This is a genomic window from Mesorhizobium sp. M6A.T.Cr.TU.017.01.1.1, assembly GCF_004023115.1.
Classification (GTDB): domain Bacteria; phylum Pseudomonadota; class Alphaproteobacteria; order Rhizobiales; family Rhizobiaceae; genus Mesorhizobium; species Mesorhizobium mediterraneum.
In genome coordinates this window covers 1-19008 of sequence record NZ_RZTA01000005.1, presented here as the reverse complement: position 1 = coordinate 19008, position 19008 = coordinate 1, and the positions used below count along the sequence as shown (strand labels likewise).

At 62.8% G+C, this 19008-nt stretch carries 18 protein-coding genes; 16 read left to right on the top strand and 2 right to left on the bottom strand.

The window, feature by feature from the left end:
- Nucleotides 1-6: 6 nt before the first annotated feature.
- From EOB36_RS02620 to EOB36_RS02585, 8 genes are all read left to right on the top strand, one after another.
- Entirely contained in the window at nt 7-594 is a 588-nt protein-coding gene (locus EOB36_RS02620; protein ID WP_095483996.1) for an amino acid synthesis family protein, read from the top strand.
- Nucleotides 587-2380, top strand: a complete 1794-nt coding sequence (locus EOB36_RS02615) for an alpha/beta fold hydrolase (protein ID WP_095483704.1) — start codon at nt 587-589, stop codon at nt 2378-2380. The genes EOB36_RS02620 and EOB36_RS02615 overlap by 8 nt, the downstream gene beginning before the upstream one ends.
- 6 nt (nt 2381-2386) lie before the next feature.
- Nucleotides 2387-3439: an LLM class flavin-dependent oxidoreductase gene (locus EOB36_RS02610; RefSeq protein WP_128284228.1), complete on the top strand. Its 1053-nt coding sequence runs from the start codon at nt 2387-2389 to the stop codon at nt 3437-3439.
- Entirely contained in the window at nt 3436-4911 is a 1476-nt protein-coding gene (locus EOB36_RS02605; RefSeq protein ID WP_095483702.1) for an aldehyde dehydrogenase, read from the top strand. Before EOB36_RS02610 ends, EOB36_RS02605 begins: the two co-directional genes overlap by 4 nt.
- 68 nt (nt 4912-4979) lie before the next feature.
- Nucleotides 4980-5984, top strand: a complete 1005-nt coding sequence (locus EOB36_RS02600; RefSeq protein ID WP_095483701.1) for an ABC transporter substrate-binding protein — start codon at nt 4980-4982, stop codon at nt 5982-5984.
- 69 nt (nt 5985-6053) lie between these two features.
- On the top strand, nt 6054-6914 hold the full coding sequence (locus tag EOB36_RS02595) for an ABC transporter permease (protein WP_095483700.1): 861 nt from the start codon (nt 6054-6056) through the stop codon (nt 6912-6914).
- A 1-nt stretch (nt 6915) separates the two neighbouring features.
- Nucleotides 6916-7716 carry an ABC transporter permease gene (locus tag EOB36_RS02590; protein WP_095483699.1) on the top strand — a complete coding sequence of 267 codons (801 nt, stop codon included), beginning with the start codon at nt 6916-6918 and terminating at the stop codon, nt 7714-7716.
- Complete coding sequence (locus EOB36_RS02585) at nt 7713-8789, top strand: ABC transporter ATP-binding protein (protein ID WP_095483698.1); 1077 nt, start codon at nt 7713-7715, stop codon at nt 8787-8789. The genes EOB36_RS02590 and EOB36_RS02585 overlap by 4 nt, the downstream gene beginning before the upstream one ends.
- Nucleotides 8790-8818: 29 nt before the next feature.
- On the opposite strand, the gene EOB36_RS02580 is transcribed toward EOB36_RS02585, so the two are convergent.
- Nucleotides 8819-9298 (bottom strand): cupin domain-containing protein, encoded by a 480-nt coding sequence (locus EOB36_RS02580; RefSeq protein ID WP_158302520.1) that lies wholly within the window; start codon nt 9296-9298, stop codon nt 8819-8821.
- A 77-nt stretch (nt 9299-9375) separates the two neighbouring features.
- On the opposite strand from EOB36_RS02580, the gene EOB36_RS02575 reads away from it, so the two are divergent.
- Together EOB36_RS02575 and EOB36_RS02570 are read left to right on the top strand one after the other, a co-directional pair.
- The gene (locus tag EOB36_RS02575) at nt 9376-10320 is read left to right on the top strand and encodes a LysR family transcriptional regulator (protein WP_245467574.1); all 945 of its coding nucleotides are present in this window, start codon (nt 9376-9378) and stop codon (nt 10318-10320) included.
- A gap of 382 nt (nt 10321-10702) precedes the next feature.
- The gene (locus EOB36_RS02570; RefSeq protein ID WP_095483994.1) at nt 10703-11599 is read left to right on the top strand and encodes an arginase family protein; all 897 of its coding nucleotides are present in this window, start codon (nt 10703-10705) and stop codon (nt 11597-11599) included.
- 74 nt (nt 11600-11673) lie between these two features.
- Here EOB36_RS02570 and EOB36_RS02565 read toward each other — a convergent pair whose 3' ends face one another.
- Complete coding sequence (locus EOB36_RS02565; RefSeq protein ID WP_095483696.1) at nt 11674-12351, bottom strand: TetR family transcriptional regulator C-terminal domain-containing protein; 678 nt, start codon at nt 12349-12351, stop codon at nt 11674-11676.
- Between the two features lie 225 nt (nt 12352-12576).
- On the opposite strand from EOB36_RS02565, the gene EOB36_RS02560 reads away from it, so the two are divergent.
- From EOB36_RS02560 to EOB36_RS02535, 6 genes are all read left to right on the top strand, one after another.
- On the top strand, nt 12577-13428 hold the full coding sequence (locus EOB36_RS02560; RefSeq protein WP_245329774.1) for a uracil-DNA glycosylase: 852 nt from the start codon (nt 12577-12579) through the stop codon (nt 13426-13428).
- 2 nt (nt 13429-13430) lie between these two features.
- Nucleotides 13431-15062, top strand: a complete 1632-nt coding sequence (locus EOB36_RS02555; RefSeq protein WP_126103540.1) for a choline dehydrogenase — start codon at nt 13431-13433, stop codon at nt 15060-15062.
- Nucleotides 15059-15379, top strand: a complete 321-nt coding sequence (locus tag EOB36_RS02550) for an NIPSNAP family protein (protein ID WP_095483693.1) — start codon at nt 15059-15061, stop codon at nt 15377-15379. Before EOB36_RS02555 ends, EOB36_RS02550 begins: the two co-directional genes overlap by 4 nt.
- A 105-nt stretch (nt 15380-15484) precedes the next feature.
- Nucleotides 15485-16555: a BMP family ABC transporter substrate-binding protein gene (locus EOB36_RS02545; RefSeq protein WP_095483692.1), complete on the top strand. Its 1071-nt coding sequence runs from the start codon at nt 15485-15487 to the stop codon at nt 16553-16555.
- Between the two features lie 22 nt (nt 16556-16577).
- Entirely contained in the window at nt 16578-18143 is a 1566-nt protein-coding gene (locus EOB36_RS02540) for an ATP-binding cassette domain-containing protein (protein ID WP_126103542.1), read from the top strand.
- A partial coding sequence (locus EOB36_RS02535) for an ABC transporter permease (RefSeq protein WP_164897431.1) occupies nt 18140-19008 on the top strand: 869 nt, incomplete at its 3' end. The genes EOB36_RS02540 and EOB36_RS02535, both read left to right, overlap by 4 nt.

Here is a 19008-nt window from a genome sequence, read left to right as displayed (position 1 = left end):
GATTCGATGAAGCCGGCCATCCGAAAGATCGTCACCTATGTCGAGAACACGCTGATTGAAGGCGGCAAGGTGGCCCCCCGGCCGCTGCGACTGATCGGCGTGGCGGCAGTGCTCGACAATCCCTGGGCCGGGCGCGGTTTCACCGAGGACCTTTCTCCCGAGATCCGCGCCTATGCGCCGGTTTTGGGGGAGATGCTGACCCATGAAATTCTCGCAGTTGCGGGATCGGGCGAAGCGATCGAAGGCTACGGCAAGGCCGCAATCTGCGGTACATCAGGCGAGATCGAGCATGCCTCCGCGCTCATCCACACGCTGCATTTCGGCAACCACTATCGGCGTGCCGTCGGCGCCAAGACCTATCTCGCCTTCACCAACCTGCGTGGCGGGCCGAACACGCCGATCATGATCCCACTCATGGACAAGTACGATGAAGGCCGACGTTCGCACTACCTGACTGTGCATTTCCAGATCGGCGACGCGCCGGCGCCGGACGAGCTGGTGGTAGCGCTTGGCGCCTCGATCGGCGGACGACCGCATCATCGCATCGGCGACCGCTACCAGGATCTCAAGGAGGTCGGCGACCTGCATGGCTGAGCTGACGGAGCCTGCCTGGCATCGCGAAACGGCGCCTGACGGCACCGGCTTCATCCGGGCCGGATCCGGCGCGCCCGTCCTCCTCATCCACGGCGTCGGCATGAACGCGGCGATCTGGGGGCCCCAGATCGAGCTGATGCGGGACAGATGGGATGTGATCGCGATCGACATGCTGGGGCATGGCCGGTCGCCGCTACCGCCCGAGGACGCCAGCCTTGCCGACTATGCAGGACAGGCAATCCGGCTTCTTGATCACCTTGGCCTGGATGCCGTCTCGATCGTTGGCCATTCAATGGGGGCGCTGGTCGGGCAGGAAATCGCTCTCAACGCACCAGAACGGGTCCGCCGCATGGTGTCGCTCAACGCGGTCTTTCGCCGCCCGGCGGACCTTGCGCAGGCAGTGCGCGAGCGCGCCGCCGAATTGAATGGCGCGGAAAACCCGTCAGGGACGGACGCAACGATCGCGCGCTGGTTCGGCAACCCCGTCCCCGACAGCCTGGCCGAGGCGGCGAGGACAACGCGCGCGGCACTGCAGAGCGTCAACCCGGAAGGCTATGCGCGCACGTATCGACTTTTCGCCCATGCGGATGCGGCGCATGGCGATCGTCTTTCCGGTCTAGCGATGCCGACTCTGTTCATGACCGGCTCGCAGGACAGGAATTCCTCGCCTGCGATGTCGGCGGCGATGGCCCGCCTCGCGCCGTGCGGTCGCTGCGCCGTTCTGGAGGGCGAAAGACATATGATGGCCGTAGCCTCGCCTGACACGGTCACACGGCGCATTGTCGATTTTCTCGAGAGCAACGACGGCGCAAGCACACCGGCGCGACCGGCGATGGACACAGCCTTCGACGCGGGCGAATTCAGGCGGGCGCTCGGTTCCTTCCTGACCGGCGTTACCATCGTCACCGCGATCGGGCCGGAAGGAGAGCCTCGAGGCTTCACCGCCAATTCGTTTACATCCGTTTCGCTCGATCCGCCGCTTGTGCTGGTCTGCATCGCCAAGAAAGCGCTGGGTCATCCGGTGTTTTCGACCTCGAAGTGCTTTGCCATCAATGTGCTCTCGGAGGAACAGAGAGCCGCGTCCGGCGTCTTCGCTTCGAAATCGCAGGACAAGTTCTCGGCTGTCGAGTGGCGCTTCGGCCCGACCGGCAGCCCGCTGCTCGCTGGATCGGTGGCGACGTTTGACTGTGACATGGAGCAGTTGGTCGACGCCGGCGACCATTCGATCCTCATCGGCCGCGTTCGCGAATTCTCCCACAATTCATCGCAGCCCCTCGGCTATTGCCGTGGGGCGTATGTCTCGCCTGGTCTCAGCCAGGAAGCTCTGGCGGCCGCGCCTCCGGACATGGAGGTCGGCGCTATCCTCGAAGACGAAGGCCGCGTGCTGTTTTTCGAAAATGCCGACGGCTTTTTCGAACTGCCGGCGGGCCGAGGACTCGGGACGCCCGCCGACACGCGAAGCCTCAGGGGACGGCTGGCTGCGAAAGCCATCGAGGCTCATCTCGGATTCCTGTTTGCAGTCTGGGACGACGCCGCAAACCCATCGCGAACGCATGTCTATTACCGCGGCACGGTGGACGCGCCCCACTCCAGCGATGGCCAGGTTCGGCTCGTCGACATCGACAGGATTGCCGGACTGAACATCGCCGACGCTGCTGCGCGCTCGATGCTCGCCCGCTACGTTCGCGAATGTCGGGAGGATGCGTTTGGAGTCTATGTCGGCAACGAGGTCGAAGGTGAAGTCCGTCCGCTCGCCAAGCCGGTATCCATGAACACTTCGGGGTGAACAGATATGAAGTTCTCGCTCTTCGTCCATATGGAACGCTCGGACCCGGCAAAGCCGCATGCCGAGCTCATCGACGAGCTTGAGGAACTGGTCCTGATGGCCGAGGCGGCAGGCTTCGAGACGGCCTGGATCGGCGAGCACCACGGCATGGAGTTCACCATCTCGCCAAACCCGTTCATCAACATCGCCTATCTCGGCGCCAGGACGAAGCGCATCCGGCTCGGCACAGGAACGGTCATCGCGCCGTTCTGGCATCCGATCAAGCTCGCCGGCGAGGCAGCAATGACCGATGTCGTCACGGCTGGCCGGCTCGACATCGGCATCGCGCGCGGCGCCTACAGCTACGAATACCAGCGCCTGTTCCCGGGGCTCGATGCCTGGGGCGCGGGCCAGCGCATGCGCGAGATCATCCCCGCTATCAAGGGCCTCTGGGAGGGCGACTTCGAGATGTCCGGGGAGTTCTGGTCTTTTCCCTCGGCCACCTCGTCGCCCAAGCCGGTGCAAAAACCGCACCCGCCGATCTGGGTGGCGGCGCGCGATCCGAACTCGTACGACTTCGCCGTGTCCAACGGCTGCAACGTCCAGGTGACGCCGCTCGCCTCGGGCGATGATGAGGTAACCAGCCTGATGGAGCGCTTCAACGCGGCGTGCGCGGCGCATCCGGACATCGCCCGCCCCGAGATCATGCTGCTGATGCACACATTCGTTGCCGAAGACGCCGCCGATGCAGAGCAGCTGACGAAGGACCTGTCGCTGTTCTACTGCCAGTTCGGGGCGTGGTTCCAGAACAAGAAGCCTGTTCGCCAAGGCATATTGGAAGCGCTCACCGGCGACGAGATCGCGGCCATGCCGCAATACGCGCCCGACAAAATGCGACAGAACCTGGTTATCGGCGAAGCCGAAGAGGTGATCGCCCGGCTGAAGGCATACGAGGCGCTCGGCTACGACCAATATTCGATCTGGATCGACAGCGGCCTACCGCACGAACGCAAGAAGAAGTCGCTGCAGCTGTTTGTCGACAAGGTGATGCCGGCGTTCGGGCATGGGAGGCCGCAATGACCCTCGTGGCATTCAGCAACTTCATAGATGGAGCGTTCGATACGCCGACGGCCACCTTCGAAAGCATCGATCCGTCCACCGGAGCGCCCTGGGCGACGATGCCCGCTGCAACCGAAGCCGATGTCGACCGCGCCGTCGAAGCGGCGCACCGGACTTTGCACTCCGCCGCGTGGGCATCGCTGACGGCGACGGCGCGAGGCAAGCTGCTGGTGCGCCTCGGCGACCTGGTCGTCGCCAATGCCGGCCGCCTGGCTGAACTGGAAACGCGCGACACCGGCAAGATCATCCGCGAGACCCGCGCCCAGATCGCCTATGTCGGCGACTATTACCGCTACTATGGCGGGCTTGCCGACAAGCATGAAGGCTCGCATCTGCCTATCGACAAGGCCGATATGGACGTCACCATCAGGCGCGAGCCGATCGGCGTCGTCGCTGCCGTCGTGCCGTGGAATTCGCAGCTCTTCCTTTCGGCCGTCAAGCTCGGTCCGGCACTGGCGGCCGGCTGCACGGTCGTCTTGAAAGCCTCGGAAGACGGCCCAGCGCCGTTGCTGGCCTTCGCCGAACTCGTTCACGAGGCCGGATTTCCCGCCGGAAGCGTCAACATACTGGCCGGGTTCGGGCACGATTGCGGCCAGCGCCTGACAAGTCATCCGCTGGTTTCACGCGTCGCCTTCACCGGCGGACCTTCGACCGCTCGCGCGATTATCCGCAACACGGCGGAAAATCTCGCCTACACGACGCTGGAGCTGGGCGGGAAAAGCCCGGTTGTCGTTTTCGCCGACGCAGACCTGGACAGTGCGGCAAACGCGGTCGTGGCCGGGATTTTCGCGGCGTCTGGACAAAGCTGTGTCGCCGGCTCGCGGCTGCTGGTCGAGCGTTCGATAAAGGCCGAGTTCCTCGACAGGCTGAAGCACAAGGCCGAGGCCATCAAAATCGGTGATCCGCAGGATCCGGCCACCGAAATGGGACCACTGGCAACACTACGTCAGCGGGAATGGATCGAGAGGATCGTTGCCGAGAGCCTCGCCAGTGGTGGGACGTTGATCACCGGCGGAAAACGGCCCGACGAGCATCCGCGCGGCTTCTACTACGCACCGACCATGATCGACACCGAGGATACAGCGCTGCCCTGCGTGCGGGAGGAATTGTTCGGTCCGGTGCTCAGCGTTCTCACCTTCGACACGGAAGCCGAAGCCCTGGCGCTTGCCAACGATACGCCGTTCGGCCTGGCCTCGGGCGTGTTCACCACCAATCTCGCCAAGGCGCACCGCATGGCGCGCGACATCCATGCCGGTGTCGTCTGGGTCAACACATACCGCGCCGTTTCGCCGCTCGTGCCGTTCGGCGGATACGGTCAGTCAGGGCTCGGCCGTGAGGGCGGGCTCGACGCCATCCGCGATTACACGCGCTCGAAATCCGTCTGGATACGGATATCCGACGAGCCGATCCCGGATCCGTTCGTCATGCGATGAGGGCAGCGCCGCGATCGCGCAATTTCATAACAACAAGAAACCAAAAACAACCAACAGAGGAGAATGACATGAAACTGATTTTGACCGGCATTTTGGCCGGACTCTTGGCAACCACCGCCGCACGGGCCGATGAAATGGTGTTCACCAGCTGGGGCGGAACCACCCAGGAGGCGCAGACCAAATCCTGGGCTGCTCCGTTCGAAGCCAATTCCGGCATCAAGGTCCTGCAGGACGGCCCGACGGACTACGGCAAGCTGAAGGCCATGGTGGAAGGCGGCAGCGTCGCCTGGGATGTCGTCGATGTCGAAATGGATTTCGCCATCAAGGCGGCTAAGGATGGCCTGCTGGAGCCGATCGATTTCAATGTCGTGCCGAAAGCCGATCTCGATCCTCGCTTCACCACCGAGCATGCGGTCGGCAGCTTCTACTATTCCTTCGTTCTTGCCTGGAACAAAGGGGCGGTGTCGGGCGAGCCAACCAGCTGGGCCGACATGTTCGACCTGACGAAATTTCCCGGCAAGCGCACGTTCTATAAATGGTCGGCGCCAGGCGTCATCGAGATCGCATTGCTGGCCGACGGCGTGCCGGCAGACAAGCTCTATCCGCTCGACCTCGACCGGGCGTTCAAGAAACTCGATACGATCAAGTCGGAAATCGTCTGGTGGGACAGCGGCGCGCAGTCGCAACAGCTGATCGCCTCCGGTGAGGCAGCCTTCGGGCAACTCTGGAACGGGCGTGTCTTCGCCCTCCAGCAGGACGGCGCCGATGTAGGGGCATCCTGGAAACAGAACATGACTGCCGCCGACGTGCTCGTCATCCCCAAGGGCTCGAAGAACAAGGCTAGCGCGATGAAATTCCTGGCCACAGCGACAAGCGCGAAAAGCCAGGCAATGTTTGCTGAAGCAAGCGGCTACGCGCCGATCAACACGGCAGCCAAGGCCGAAATGCCGGCCGACGTCGTCAAGTCGTTGCCGGACGCCTATGTCGACGGGCAGATCAACCTCGACATGAACTACTGGGCTGAAAACCGCGACGCGATCGCGGAGCGTTGGTACGCCTGGCAGGCCAAATAGCCGCCGCCCTCACCCATGAACCGGCGGGGCGCCGCTAGGCGTCCCGCCTGAGCTGCCGGGATCATCGCCATGTCGGGCAATTTGCTTCATCGACAGCCAATCCTCCGAAGGCCAGACGGCGTCGGCGGCGCCTTGCCGGCGCTGACCCTCATCACCCTGTTCTTCGTGGTGCCGGTCGTCGCGTTGCTGTTGCGCAGCGTGACCGAGCCCGTACCGGGCCTGCAGAACTACGCCATCCTGTTTGGCGACGGCACTTATGCGCGGGTCTTCTTCAACACCTTTCTGGTCGCCACCGTCGTCACCGCCGTCACCGTGATCGTGGCGTTTCCGGTCGCCTGGATGCTGGCGATCATGCCGCCTGCCCTCGGCTCGATCGTCTTCGGCATCATCATCCTGTCGATGTGGACCAATCTGCTCACCCGCACCTATGCCTGGATGGTGCTGCTTCAACGCACCGGCGTCATCAACCGGACGCTGATGGATATTGGCCTGATCAGCGAGCCGCTGCCGCTGATCAACAACCTGACCGGCGTCACCATCGGCATGGTCTACATCATGCTGCCCTTCATGATACTGCCACTGGTCGGAACCCTGCGCGCCATTGATCCGATGACGCTGCGCGCCGCCGCCCTGTGCGGTGCGAGCCCCTTCAACGCCTTCCGCCGCATCCTGCTGCCATTGTCGCTTCCCGGAATCGCTGCAGGCGGCCTGATGGTTTTCGTCATGTCGCTCGGCTATTTCGTGACGCCGACGCTGCTCGGCGGCACCTCCAACATGATGCTCGCCGCAATGATCGCCCAGATGATCCAGTCCTTGCTCAACTGGGGGCTCGGAAGCGCGGCGGCTTTCATCCTGCTTTTGGTGACCATGGCCCTCTACGCGCTGCAACTGCGCCTCGTCGGCGCCAAGCGCATGACAGGAGGCATCTGAGATGCTGCTCGACTACGACCGGCTGGGCTGGCTGCGCGCAGCACTTCTGGGTTTCACCGGCCTGGTTGCCGCGTTTCTGCTGCTGCCGGTGGTCTTCATCGTGCTTTTGTCGTTCGGATCGTCGCGGTGGCTGGCTTTTCCGCCGCCCGGCTGGACGCTGAAATGGTATGCGGAGCTGTTCGCCGATCCGGCTTGGCTCGAAGCAGCGCTGACCAGCGCGCGCATTGCCACCATGGTCGCGATTCTTGCCGTCGTCATCGGGCTCCTGGCTTCTTTCGCCCTGGTCAGGGGACAGTTTCGCGGGCGCAACACGCTTCGCGGCCTGCTGCTGACGCCAATGGTGCTGCCGGTCGTGGTCTTCGCCATCGCCATCTATGCATTCTTCCTGCGGATCGGGCTCGGCGGCACCACGGCAGGCTTCGTCATCGCACACACAGTCCTGGCACTCCCCTTCGCCATCATTCCCATCACCGCGGCACTCGAAGGTTTTGACAAATCCATCGAGGATGCGGCGATCGTCTGCGGCGCAAGCCCATTCGAGGCAAAACTCCGGGTCACCTTGCCGGCGATCAAGATCGGGATTTTTTCGGCGGCGATCTTTGCCTTCCTCGCCTCGTGGGACGAGGTGGTGGTCGCGATCTTCATGGCCAGCCCCACCTTGCAGACCTTGCCGGTCAAGATCTGGGGCAGCCTGCGCCAGGATCTCAGCCCGGTCATCGCCGCCGCCTCCAGCCTTCTGGTACTTCTGACCTTGAGCCTGATGATCGTAACCGCACTCATTCGGCGGAAACTGTCGAAATGACCGAACCGTTTCTCTCCATTCGCTACCTGCGCAAGACATTCGGCAGCTTCGTCGCGGTGCACGATGTCACGATCGATATACCTAAGGGCGAATTCCTGACCTTCCTCGGCCCTTCCGGCTCCGGCAAATCGACGACGCTCTACGCGGTCGCCGGCTTTCAGCAGCCGACATCCGGCGAGGTTCTTCTCGAAGGCAGGTCGCTGCTGTCGGTGCCGTCGCACAAGCGCAATATCGGCATGGTGTTCCAGCGCTACACGCTGTTCCAGCATCTCACCGTCGCCGAGAACGTTGCCTTTCCGTTGCGCGTGCGCCGCCGGCCGGACGCCGAGGTGAACCGAAAAGTCGCCGAGATGCTGTCGCTGGTCCGGCTCGAGAGTTTCGGCGGCCGATATCCTGGCGCGCTTTCCGGCGGACAGCAGCAGCGCGTGGCGCTTGCCCGGGCGCTGGCCTACGATCCGCCGATCCTTCTGATGGACGAGCCGCTTTCGGCGCTCGACAAAAAGCTGCGCGAGGAAATCCAGGCCGAGATACGGCGCATCCATCGCGAAACCGGCGTAACGATCCTTTACGTCACCCACGATCAGGACGAGGCGCTGCATCTTTCGGATCGCATCGCCCTGTTTCGGGACGGGCGCATCGAGCAGATCGGCACCGGTGAGGACCTCTATCTGAGACCTGCGAGCGAATTCGTGGCCAGCTTCATCGGAAATTCCAATTTCCTGCCGGCTGAGCATCTTGAAACCGTCAACGGCTCCGCCACGATCCGCCTGGCCGATGGCTCGGTCGTCTCCGGCGTCAGGATCGATCAGGACTTCAGCCATGGCCAGAAGACCCGGCTGATGGTGCGGCCGGAAGCGTTTCGGCTGAGGCCCGGCCCGGCCACTGCCGGGCTTGCGGTCGAATTCATCGACACCGCCTTCTTCGGCGAGCGGCGGCGAGTCATCGCGCGCACGGCCGCCGGCCAGGAGATCGACGTCAGGCCGACATCCGACATGGCGCAAGCACATGAAGGCATCGCCTCGAGCAGACAGATTTTTTTCGATCCCGCCGCCGCATTTCTGTTTCCCGCCTGACGGGCGCGCTGGCGGTCTGGAACGAGATCTCAGGCAGCCGGCGGCTCGATGGTGACGCCGTATTTGGCGGCGATGGCCATGAGCTTTGCCATTTCCGGCATGTCGGCGGCGGTCGCGACGTCCAATTCGCCAAACATCTGATCAAGGCCGCAACTCGGCGCGCAAAGGACGAGCACGCGAGCCGGCTTGTCGCCGACATTGCGGATGGCATGGCGCCGGCCGCGCGGGCCGAAGAAACAGCAGCCGGGCGCAACGCGGTGAGGTGCCGGTTCGCCCTCGAATTCGATGACGAGTTCGCCACTCAGCACGTAGAAGGCTTCATCCTCACGGGCATGGGTGTGCGGTGGCGTTCCCGCGCCCGGCGGAACCACGGACTCCCAGAGCGAGAAGGACCCCGCAGTCTCAGCGCCGGTGGCTTTGTAGATATGGGTGATGCCCAGAACGTTGAGCGTCGATCCGGTCGCCGGTTCGCGAACGAACGGTTCGGCTGCTGTAACTTTGGCATCCATCGTCGATCTCCTTTGTGGCTCAGGTGGCTCACCAAGAGACATAGGTCCGTTCTCGCCCGTCGATTAGCCGGAATTGTATGGACATGCTGTCCGGATTTCAGGACAATCCGACGATGGATCCGCTCGATGGAATCGCTGCGTTCGCTCGCGTCGTTGATAGCGGCAGCTTCTCAGCGGCGGCACGGCACCTCAAAATCTCCAAATCTGCTGTTAGCGCCCATGTGCAGCGGCTCGAGGAGCGCCTGGGCGTTCGCCTGCTCAACCGCACCACGCGTCGACTCTCGATGACCGAAGCGGGCGCAGCCTATTACCGCCACTGTGCGCGGATTCTCGCCGAAGCCGAAGCTGCCGAACAGGCGGCGAGCGCGCTGCAGCGCGAGCCGCGCGGCACCCTTCGCATTTCGGCGCCCGACAGCTTCGGCTGGATGCATGTGGCGCCGGCCGTCCCCGAGTTCCTGACGCGCTATCCGGAACTTTCCGTCGATATTGCTTTGAGCCCGGCGCATGTGAGTCTGGTCGATGAAGGGCTCGATCTGGCGATCCGCATCGGCGTGATCGAGGATTCGCCGCTTGTCGTGCGTAAGCTCGCGCCGTCCCGGCTCGTCGCCTGTGCTGCGCCCGCTTATCTCACGGAGCGTGGAGCGCCGCGCGAGCCGGGCGACCTTGCCAAGCACAACTGCCTCTGCACCAGCCTCCTGCCTTGGGGCGATGAATGGCGCCTTGCCGGCAAAATTGGCGAGGTAAGGGTGGCCGTGGGGGGCAGCTTTCGCAGCAATAATGCGGAGATGCTGCGCGTTGCGGCGCTCGGTGGCATCGGCATCGCCCTACTGCCCACTTGGGCGGTAGCGGAGCCGCTGCGTACTGGCGCGCTGCGACGCGTGCTTGACGCCTGGGAGCCTCCAGCCAGCACGATTTATGCCGTCTATCCCAGCAACAGGCTCATGTCGATGAAGGTCCGCGCCTTCGTCGACCACCTTGCGCGATGCATTGGGCGCATGCCGTATTGGGATGAAGGCCTTTGAGAAGAGCGCCCGTTTTGGATCGTTTTGAGCTACGGCACCCATTGATCCAGCCTCGCAACTTTCTCTCAGAACGCAGTCAGGAACAGTCTCCATACCGGTCAGAAAACTTGCGATCTTGACTTCAAAAGGGACTTGGGCGGGTTGAAATTTCCTCGGTTTTGCCCACTTTCGCTATCAATTGGCCGAGTGGTGCGATTTCCGGCGAAAACAGCGCGATCGAATTGACGAGAAAAATACCGTCAGCGGTGCTGGTCGAAGAGCGTGGCGGCCTGAAGAGCAATTTGGGATCTTGCGTACCGAGGCTGCCTTGGGCGCGCAGCGCTTAGTGGCAGAGACCGCCGGCGCTGCGCCGGTTCTCACTCGCGATACCTGGGAGCATCTGATGCCGACCCGCCCCTATGCCATTCTTGAAGCGCCGTCCGCGCTGGGTCTGGCGACCGACGGCGTGGAGGACTTGCCCAGTCGGCTGCTGGAACTGGGCCTCGCCGACCGAATCCATGCGCGCCATGCCGGGCGGCTGGCCGTCCCGCCGAAAGACCCGAAGCCCGACCCTGCCACCCTGACGCTCAACGCCAACGCGATCGCGGCGTGGTCGCCCAAGCTCGCCAACGCGGTGGAGGAGGTGCTGGACGCAGGCGAATTCCCGGTGGTGCTGGGCGGCGACTGTACGATCGTGCTGGGCCCGATGCTCGCGCTGCGCCGGCGCGGCCGCTACGGCCTGTTCTTCATCGACGGCCACGCCGATTTCTTCCAGCCCGAGGCCGAGCCCAACGGCGAAGGCGCGTCCATGGACCTGGCCTTCGTCACCGGCTACGGGCCGGCGCTGCTGACCGACCTGGAGGGCCGCCGTCCGTTGGTGCGCTCCGAGGACGCTGTCGCCTTCGCTTTTCGCGATCACGAAGACCAGGCCGAATTCGGCAGCCAGCCCTTACCGGCGGAGCTCATGGCCTACGATCTCCATGCCGTCCGCCTCCTGGGCGTCGAAGCCGCTGCCCGGGCGGCCGTTGGCCACCTGACGCGGCCTGAGCTCGACGGCTTCTTCATCCATTTAGACGCCGATTGTCTCGACGATGCGATCATGCCGGCGGTCGATTTCCGCGTACCGGGCGGGCTGTCGTGGGACGAGCTATCGGCAGCGCTCCGGATCATCCTGGCAAGCGGCAAGGCGGTCGGGCTCGAGGTCGCCATCTACAATCCGCGCCTCGACGTCGACGGCAGCGCCGGCCGTGGCCTTGTTGATGTCCTGGCCGTAGCTCTCGGCACTTCCGCGCCCGCTTAAGGGGGCCGGGCTGCCCCGATGAGCTGCCAACTCATCAGTCGCCGCAGAGGTCGGACTCCCTGCCGTATTGTCCATCACGATGGACGGGTAAGGAGCCCCCGCAAGACCGTCTCCGTGATCGTCTTCGCAGCCAAATTGTAGTCAGCCACCTTTAGCTGGCTGACATGTAGCGCATCGCAGGCGAGAGCCTCGAACTCGGCATAGAACTGCGTCGCGGACCACAACAGAATGAACAGATGGCGCGCGTCGACTTTCTCTATCTTTCCGGCCATGGCCCAAATATCGATCACCCGGGCCTTCTCGGACGTGACGGTTCGCATATGATCGCGAGCCTCGGTCGAGAGATGTACAGCTCCCTGCAGTATCTCGTTTGCGAAAAGGCGCGTCTCTGCGGCATTCTCCCGGGCATGGTCCAGCTTCGCTCGAATGTAAGCCTCGATTGCCTCGCCGGGCTCACGATCGGCCGATATATGCCGAAACGCGTCGTCCCAACTATGGATGAGGCGATCGATGGCGGCATTGTAGATCTCCTCTTTCGACGAGAAGTAATAGTAGACATTGCCCTTCGGCAGCCCTGAGGCCTTCGCGATCTCAACGATGCGGGCACCATCAAGGCCCTTCCGCGAGAAGATCTCGACAGCCGCTGTCAGGATCTTGAGCACGTTCCTCGCTCTGATCGGCTCATCCGACGCGGCTTGCGACGGGTGCCCTTTTTCAGCGGAAGCACGGGGCGCGTTCAGTTCTTCTGCCATTGGTTATTCCGTTATTTTCATTGATTTTTTGCGCCTGGATGATCACCCGGGTCAACAGTTCGTTTTTGCTCAGAGACCTTTCAACCGGATTTTATGAGGCCTCGAGAATCGAAGCCCCACTAAAAAAGAAGTTGACAATCTGGTCAAGTTTTTTCATGAAAAGCTGACAAAACGGTCAGGTTCCTGGAGGAGCTGCCGCAGTCGACCACCTTGGAGAGGGTGCGAATGGCAATGTTGCTAAAGACCGCCATGGAGGAATTCCTTTCAGATTGGTCCGCCGATCTGAACGGACCCTGGCGTGCACTGATCAGGCATGCGGGGCCGGATATTGACGGGATCGCGGCCGAACTTGAGCTCGAGGTCTGGGAACCGATCTTTCCCGTCCGTCGCGGCAAGCACTTTCCGGGAATGCCTGCGGGCGCGCATTGCCTGAGAGCTTTCGACGGAATCGCCCCCGATGAGGTTCACTGTGTCGTTCTGGGCCAGGACCCCTACCCCGAACCCGGGTTTGCCACCGGACGGGCATTTGAAGCTGGAAACCTGGCGGGATGGCACGAGCTCGACAAGATGTTTTCAAAGAGCATCCGTGCCTACATGCAGATGATCCTGGCAGCGCGCACCGGTGACCTGTCCTATACCCGCAGCTTCGACGATTGGCCGAAGACACTTGCAGCCATGGAGAGCGGTGCAGCCGACATCGAGCAGCCGTCCGATATCGCGGACCGCTGGGTCTCGAAAGGCGTTCTCCTACTGAATGCCTCGCTGACGCTCACTCGCTTCAAGGTGGATGTGGATCCGCATCAGTCCAAGGGCCATCTCCGGCTCTGGCGTCCGCTGATCGTGGAAACCTTGCGCGCCCTTGCCTCGCGGGAAAAGCCGCTGGTATTCCTCGGGTTCGGCGACGCCGCCGCGGAAGCACTGGCAGAAGCGGGAATCGACGAGAACGCGGGCGGGCATCTTCGCTGCGTTCTGCGCGATCATCCCGCCCGCGCCGAAGCCGTCCTTTCCAGACCCAATCCATTCATTCTTTGCAACCGCTACCTGGAGGAGATGGGCTCTCGTCCCATCGCGTGGTGACCATGGCGGCAACGAAGACATTCGATTTCATCATCATCGGCGCCGGTTCGGCAGGCTGCGTTCTGGCAAACCGCCTGTCCGCCGATCCCGCCAACAAGGTGCTTCTGCTCGAGGCCGGCGGCAGGGATCTCAACCCGCTGTTCCGGCTGCCCATGCTGATGGGCAAGCTTTTCCATTCGGGCATCTACAACTGGCACTATCACACAGAGCCCGAGCCGCATCTGAACGGACGGTCGCTCTACTGGCCTCGTGGCAAGGTGCTCGGCGGCACATCCACCATCAACGGCATGATCTATGTTCGCGGAAACCGGCACGACTACGATCGCTGGGCGCAGATGGGCGCCACAGGATGGTCCTACGATGAGGTGTTGCCAGCGTTCCTCCGCTCGGAGACCCATGTGCAGCGCAATGGCGCCTATCACAACGCCGAAGGCGAACTGACCGTCTGCCGGGCGCGCGGCTGGAACAGCCTGCTCGATGTCTTTCACGAGGCAGGCGGACAGGCGGGATATCCTCACAACGATGATTTCAACGGCGAAGAGCAGGAAGGCTTCGGCCGTTATGACTTCACCATCGCGAAGGGCAAACGCTGCTCGGCAGCCTATGCGTTCCTGCGGCCGGCAAAGAAACGCCCGAATCTGACGATCATCACCCGCGCCCATACGAGGCGCATCCTCATCGAGAACGGCCAGGCTGTCGGCGTCGAGTTCAGCCGAAAAGGCAACATTTCGAGAGCCTATGCAGACCGCCAGGTGATCCTGTCGGCCGGCGTCGTCAACTCGCCGCAGATCCTCATGCTTTCGGGGATCGGCGCTGCCGACGAGCTCGCGCAGCATGACATCCCTGTCGTCCAGGATCTTCCTGGTGTCGGCAAGAACCTTCAGGATCATGTCGATTGCGTCATGGCCTATGAATGCCGGGAGCCGGTCACGCTCTATTCGGACCTACGCGCCGACAAGCTCACCTGGTCGGTGATCCAGGGCATGCTGTTCGGTGAAGGCATCGCCACGACTTTCCCCTACGAAGCCGGGGCCTTCGTCAAGTCGCGCACCGATCTGGCCGCGCCTGACATCCAGCTTCACTTCATGCCGGCGCTCGAAAAGACGGCGAACCTGCATTTTCCAAACCCGTTCAAGAAAGAGCGGGTGGAGGCCAACCATGGCTTCTCGTTGCGCGTCGGCCCGGTCAATCCCGAGAGCCGCGGCGAGATCAGGCTGCGCTCGGCCGATCCGATGGACCGGCCGCGCATCAACGCGAACTACCTGCAAACCGAGTTTGACATTCGCACGATGATCAACGCGATCCGCATGACGCGCGACATCATCAAGCAGAAGGCTTTCGAAAAATATCGCGGCAAGGAGCTCGCCCCGGGTCCGGCCGTCGAAAGCGATGCCGAAATGGTCAAGTGGCTGCGTACCAATGCCATGACGACCTTCCATCCGGTCGGCACCTGCAAGATGGGCAACGACCCGATGGCCGTGGTCGACGCCCGACTGAAAGTTCACGGCATCGAGGGCCTGCGCGTAGCGGACGCCTCGATCATGCCAATCATTTCCAGCGGCAACACGAACGCGCCGTCGATCATGATCGGGGAGCGAGCCGCCGAATTCATTCTCGACGAGGCATCCAGATGATCGTGGAACATCGCACGTACACCTTTCGGCCGGGAACAGTCGATGGCTGGCTGAAGAAATACGAGACCGAGGGTCTGCCGATCCAGAAGCGGCATCTCAACACCTTTCTCGGACTCTATGTCAGCGAGATCGGCCGCCTGCACACGACGGTCCTGATGTGGCGTTATGACAGCCTCGCCGACCGCGAGACGCGGCGGGCAGCCATGTATGCCGACCCGGAATGGCAGGCGTTCATCTCCGGCGTCTGGTCTCTCGGCGCCATTCAGAGCCAGGACGTGATGATCATGAATCCGGCGCCGTTTTCTCCCGGCGCCTGAGGAAGAGGATGCAAACCTTGCATCCCGATGACGACCGGGCGGCGAAAGAAGCCACCCCAATAAGAAGTTGCAGATATCGAACCTCTAGAGCAAGGAAAAGGGAACATGACCAACAAGACTTCAAATGAAATGAATGTGCTGCACCGGCCGGTCGGCCGCCGCAGCCTCCTCAAGGCCTCGGCAGGATTGGCTGCCTTCACAATGGCGGGCGGCCTGCTGACAGCTGCCGCGCACGCTTCGGGCGGCCTCGTGGCGCTGGTTCACACGCAGGCGGCAGGCGATGCCGGTCCGGTGGACTCGATGATTGCCAAGCTCAAGCAGCTCTCCGAGGAGCAAGGCTTCCAGTATCGCGCGGTATACGCTCAGGACCCGGCGACCTACGAGACCATTTTCCGTACGCTGGGCGATGCTGGTGCGGCAGTGATCGTCTCGACCTTCAACGAGGTCGCGGAACCCTTCAAGGCGCTCGCTCCCTCCTATCCCAATACCAAGTGGATCCAGCTGTTTGCAGATCCCTTCGAGCCGGCGATCCCGAATGTCGTCACCGTTTCCTATGATTACTATCTGGGGTGCTATCTCTCCGGCATTTTCGCCGCGCGTGTGAGCAAAGCAGGAAAGCTCGGCTTCATCGGTGGTGTTTCCATTCCGCCGATCAATGCCGACTACAATGCGTTCAAGGCAGGCGCCCAGTCCGTGCGTCCAGACGTATCCGTCGCCATTGCATTCGCGGGCTCTTTCCAGGACCCGGCCAAGGGCCAGGAAATCGCCACGCAGATGTACTCGAGCGGTATCGACTTCATCCAGACCGACGCCGCGGCAACCGACTTCGGCATCATCGCCGCCGCAAACGAGGCGGAAGGCCGCCTGGTGAGCGTGCTCGACCCGGCCCAGTTCCCGCAGGGGCCAAAGTCCGTGATCTCGATCGTCGGCCTCGACTTCGGCACCTCGCTTTACAACGAGGTCACGAAGGCACTCGGCAGCGATTTTTCCGGTGGCACACATGAGCATACCGGCCTTGGAACAGGCGTCATCGACTTCATTCCGTCGCCCCTCTTCACGCAGCAGGGACCGGCTGACATCATCGCCAAAGGCAAGGAGGCAGGGGCAGAAATAGCGGCGGCGCGCGCAGCGATCCTCGATGGGTCGCTGAAGGTGCCGTTCAATACGAGCCTCTGACCTTCGACTGGATCATGCTGCGGTGACCGAGGACAGATCCCCCATATTTGAATGCCGCAATGTGACCGTGCGCTACGGTCACATTGTCGCGCTCTCCGATGTCGGAGCAGTCTTCGAACGGGGCATGATCCACGCCGTGGTCGGCCAAAACGGCGCGGGCAAGACGACTTTTGCCCGAGTCCTGGCCGGTCTCGTGCGCCCTGCATCGGGCGAGCTCAAAATCGACGGCCGCCCGCTTGCGGGTGGAAACGTGAGGGATGCCCGGCGTTCGGGCGTCGAACTCGTCCACCAGAGTTTTGCCCTTCCCCCCTCTTTCACGGTTGCCGAAGCCATGCAGTTCGGCGCGGAAGGTGGAGGGCTATTCACAAAGGCAGCCCTCGAAAAGCGGTGGCAGCATCATCTCGATGCGCTCCATGTGAAGGTGAAGGCCAAGCAGCGTATCCGCGACCTGCCGGTGGAAACCCAGCAGAGTGTTGAAATCGCCAGAGCCCTCGTCTCGGATGCGAAGCTCCTCATCCTGGATGAGCCGACCGCGGTCCTGTCTCCCGAAGGCGCTGAGAAGCTTTTCGATCGGGTCCGACGTCTCAAGGAGCGCGGCGTCACGGTCATCCTCATCCTGCACAAGATACGGGAGGTTCTGGCGATTGCGGATACGGTGACGGTTCTGCGCGGCGGAAAGCTCGTCGACGGACCGCTGTCCTGCGACGGGATTGATGCGGATCGGCTGGCCGAGCTTATCATCGGGCCAGCCGCCGCCCGCAACCTCAGCTCGGACGACAAGGCGGCTTTGACAGGCGCAGCAGTGATCACCCATGCCGAACAGCATGTTGCGGACACCGATGCTGCCGCCCCGGTCCTCAAGATGCGCGCCGTTTCCACGCGGCGCGATCCCGAAGGCCCGGCGCTCGACGAGATCAGCCTCGAGGTTCGCCCCGGGGAAATCGTCGGCGTGGCCGGCGTCGAGGGCAACGGGCAGAGAACGCTTGTGCGCGCGATCTCGGCACTGGCTGATGTCGTCAGCGGCGATATCTCCATCGACAGGATGGACGTGACCCGCGCACCACTCGCTGCACGACGAGCGGCCGGACTGCGCGTCATTCCCTTCGAACGGAATGTCGAAGGCCTTAGCCTGACCAGCTCTCTTTGGGAAAACTGGTCGGCGCGCGGTCTCCTTCAGAGACCGCTCCTGTCCGCCATCAGCCCCTCTGCTCTGCGCAAGCAATGCGATACCGCCCTCAAGCAATGGGATGTCCGCTATTCCGATGTCGGTCAGCGGGCCGGCTCGCTATCGGGCGGGAACGCCCAGAAGGTGATCCTGTCGCGTGAGATGGACGAAAACGCCCGCCTTATTCTTGCGGCGCAGCCCACGCGAGGTCTCGATATCGGCGCAACGTCGTTCGTATGGCAATCGATGCTCGATGCGCGGGCGCGCGGTTGCGGCCTGCTGTTCATCTCTTCGGATCTCGACGAGATCTTCGATATCTCGGACCGCGTCGTTGTCATGCTGTCCGGGCGCATCGTCGCCGAGTTCCGTCCACCCTATGACATCACAGCCGTCGGCGCAGCCATGACAGGAGTGCTCGGATGATCGATCGGTTCGTCTCCGTTTTCCGCGCGCTGATCTTCATCCTGATCGCCCTTGCGCTTTGCGGGGTTATCTTTCAGGCCGCCGGCTATTCGGCGCCCCTGATGTTCCAGTCGATCGCCGATGGCGCTTTCCTCAGACCCGGCGCCCTGCAACAGGCACTTCGTTGGGGGCTTCCCCTGTTCATCACGGCTGTCGGCGTGGCCGTCTCCTTCCGGGCGGGCTACTTCAACATCGGCGCCCAGGGCCAGTTCTACATGGGAGCCATCGCGGCCGCGTTCATGGCCGAATGGCTTGACGGCGCACCGGCGCCGATCCTCATGACCGCCTGCTTCTTCGCCGGCATGTCGGGTGGTGCGTTGTGGGCTTTCTGGCCCGGGCTCCTGCGGCTGAAATCCGGCGCGGACGAGGTGATCACCACGCTTATGGGCAATTTCATTGCCGGTCTGGTGCTGCTTTATGTGACGGCCGGACCGCTCAAGGACCCATCGGGCACCGGGCAGCAGGCGTCAAGCCGCCCGCTCGACAGCGCTTACCGGATCAGCGACTCGCTCGGATTGTCTCCGACGATCATCGCCATCGCCGTTCTGGTCGGCCTGGCAATGTGGTTTCTGGTCAACAGAACCGCCTTCGGCGTGCTCTCTGGCCTTGCCGGTCGCAATCCGACGATGGTCGAGTGGCAGGGCGCGAAGACATGGCGCATCGGGCTCGCAAGTTTCCTGCTCAGCGGCGCGCTCGCCGGTCTTGCCGGCACGATAGAGTTCATGGGCCCCAACGGACGACTGACCGGCGGTTTCCTGCCGGGCCACGGCTTCACCGCAATCCTGATCGCACTCGTCGCCAACTTCTCCGTCGTCGGCACGGCTAT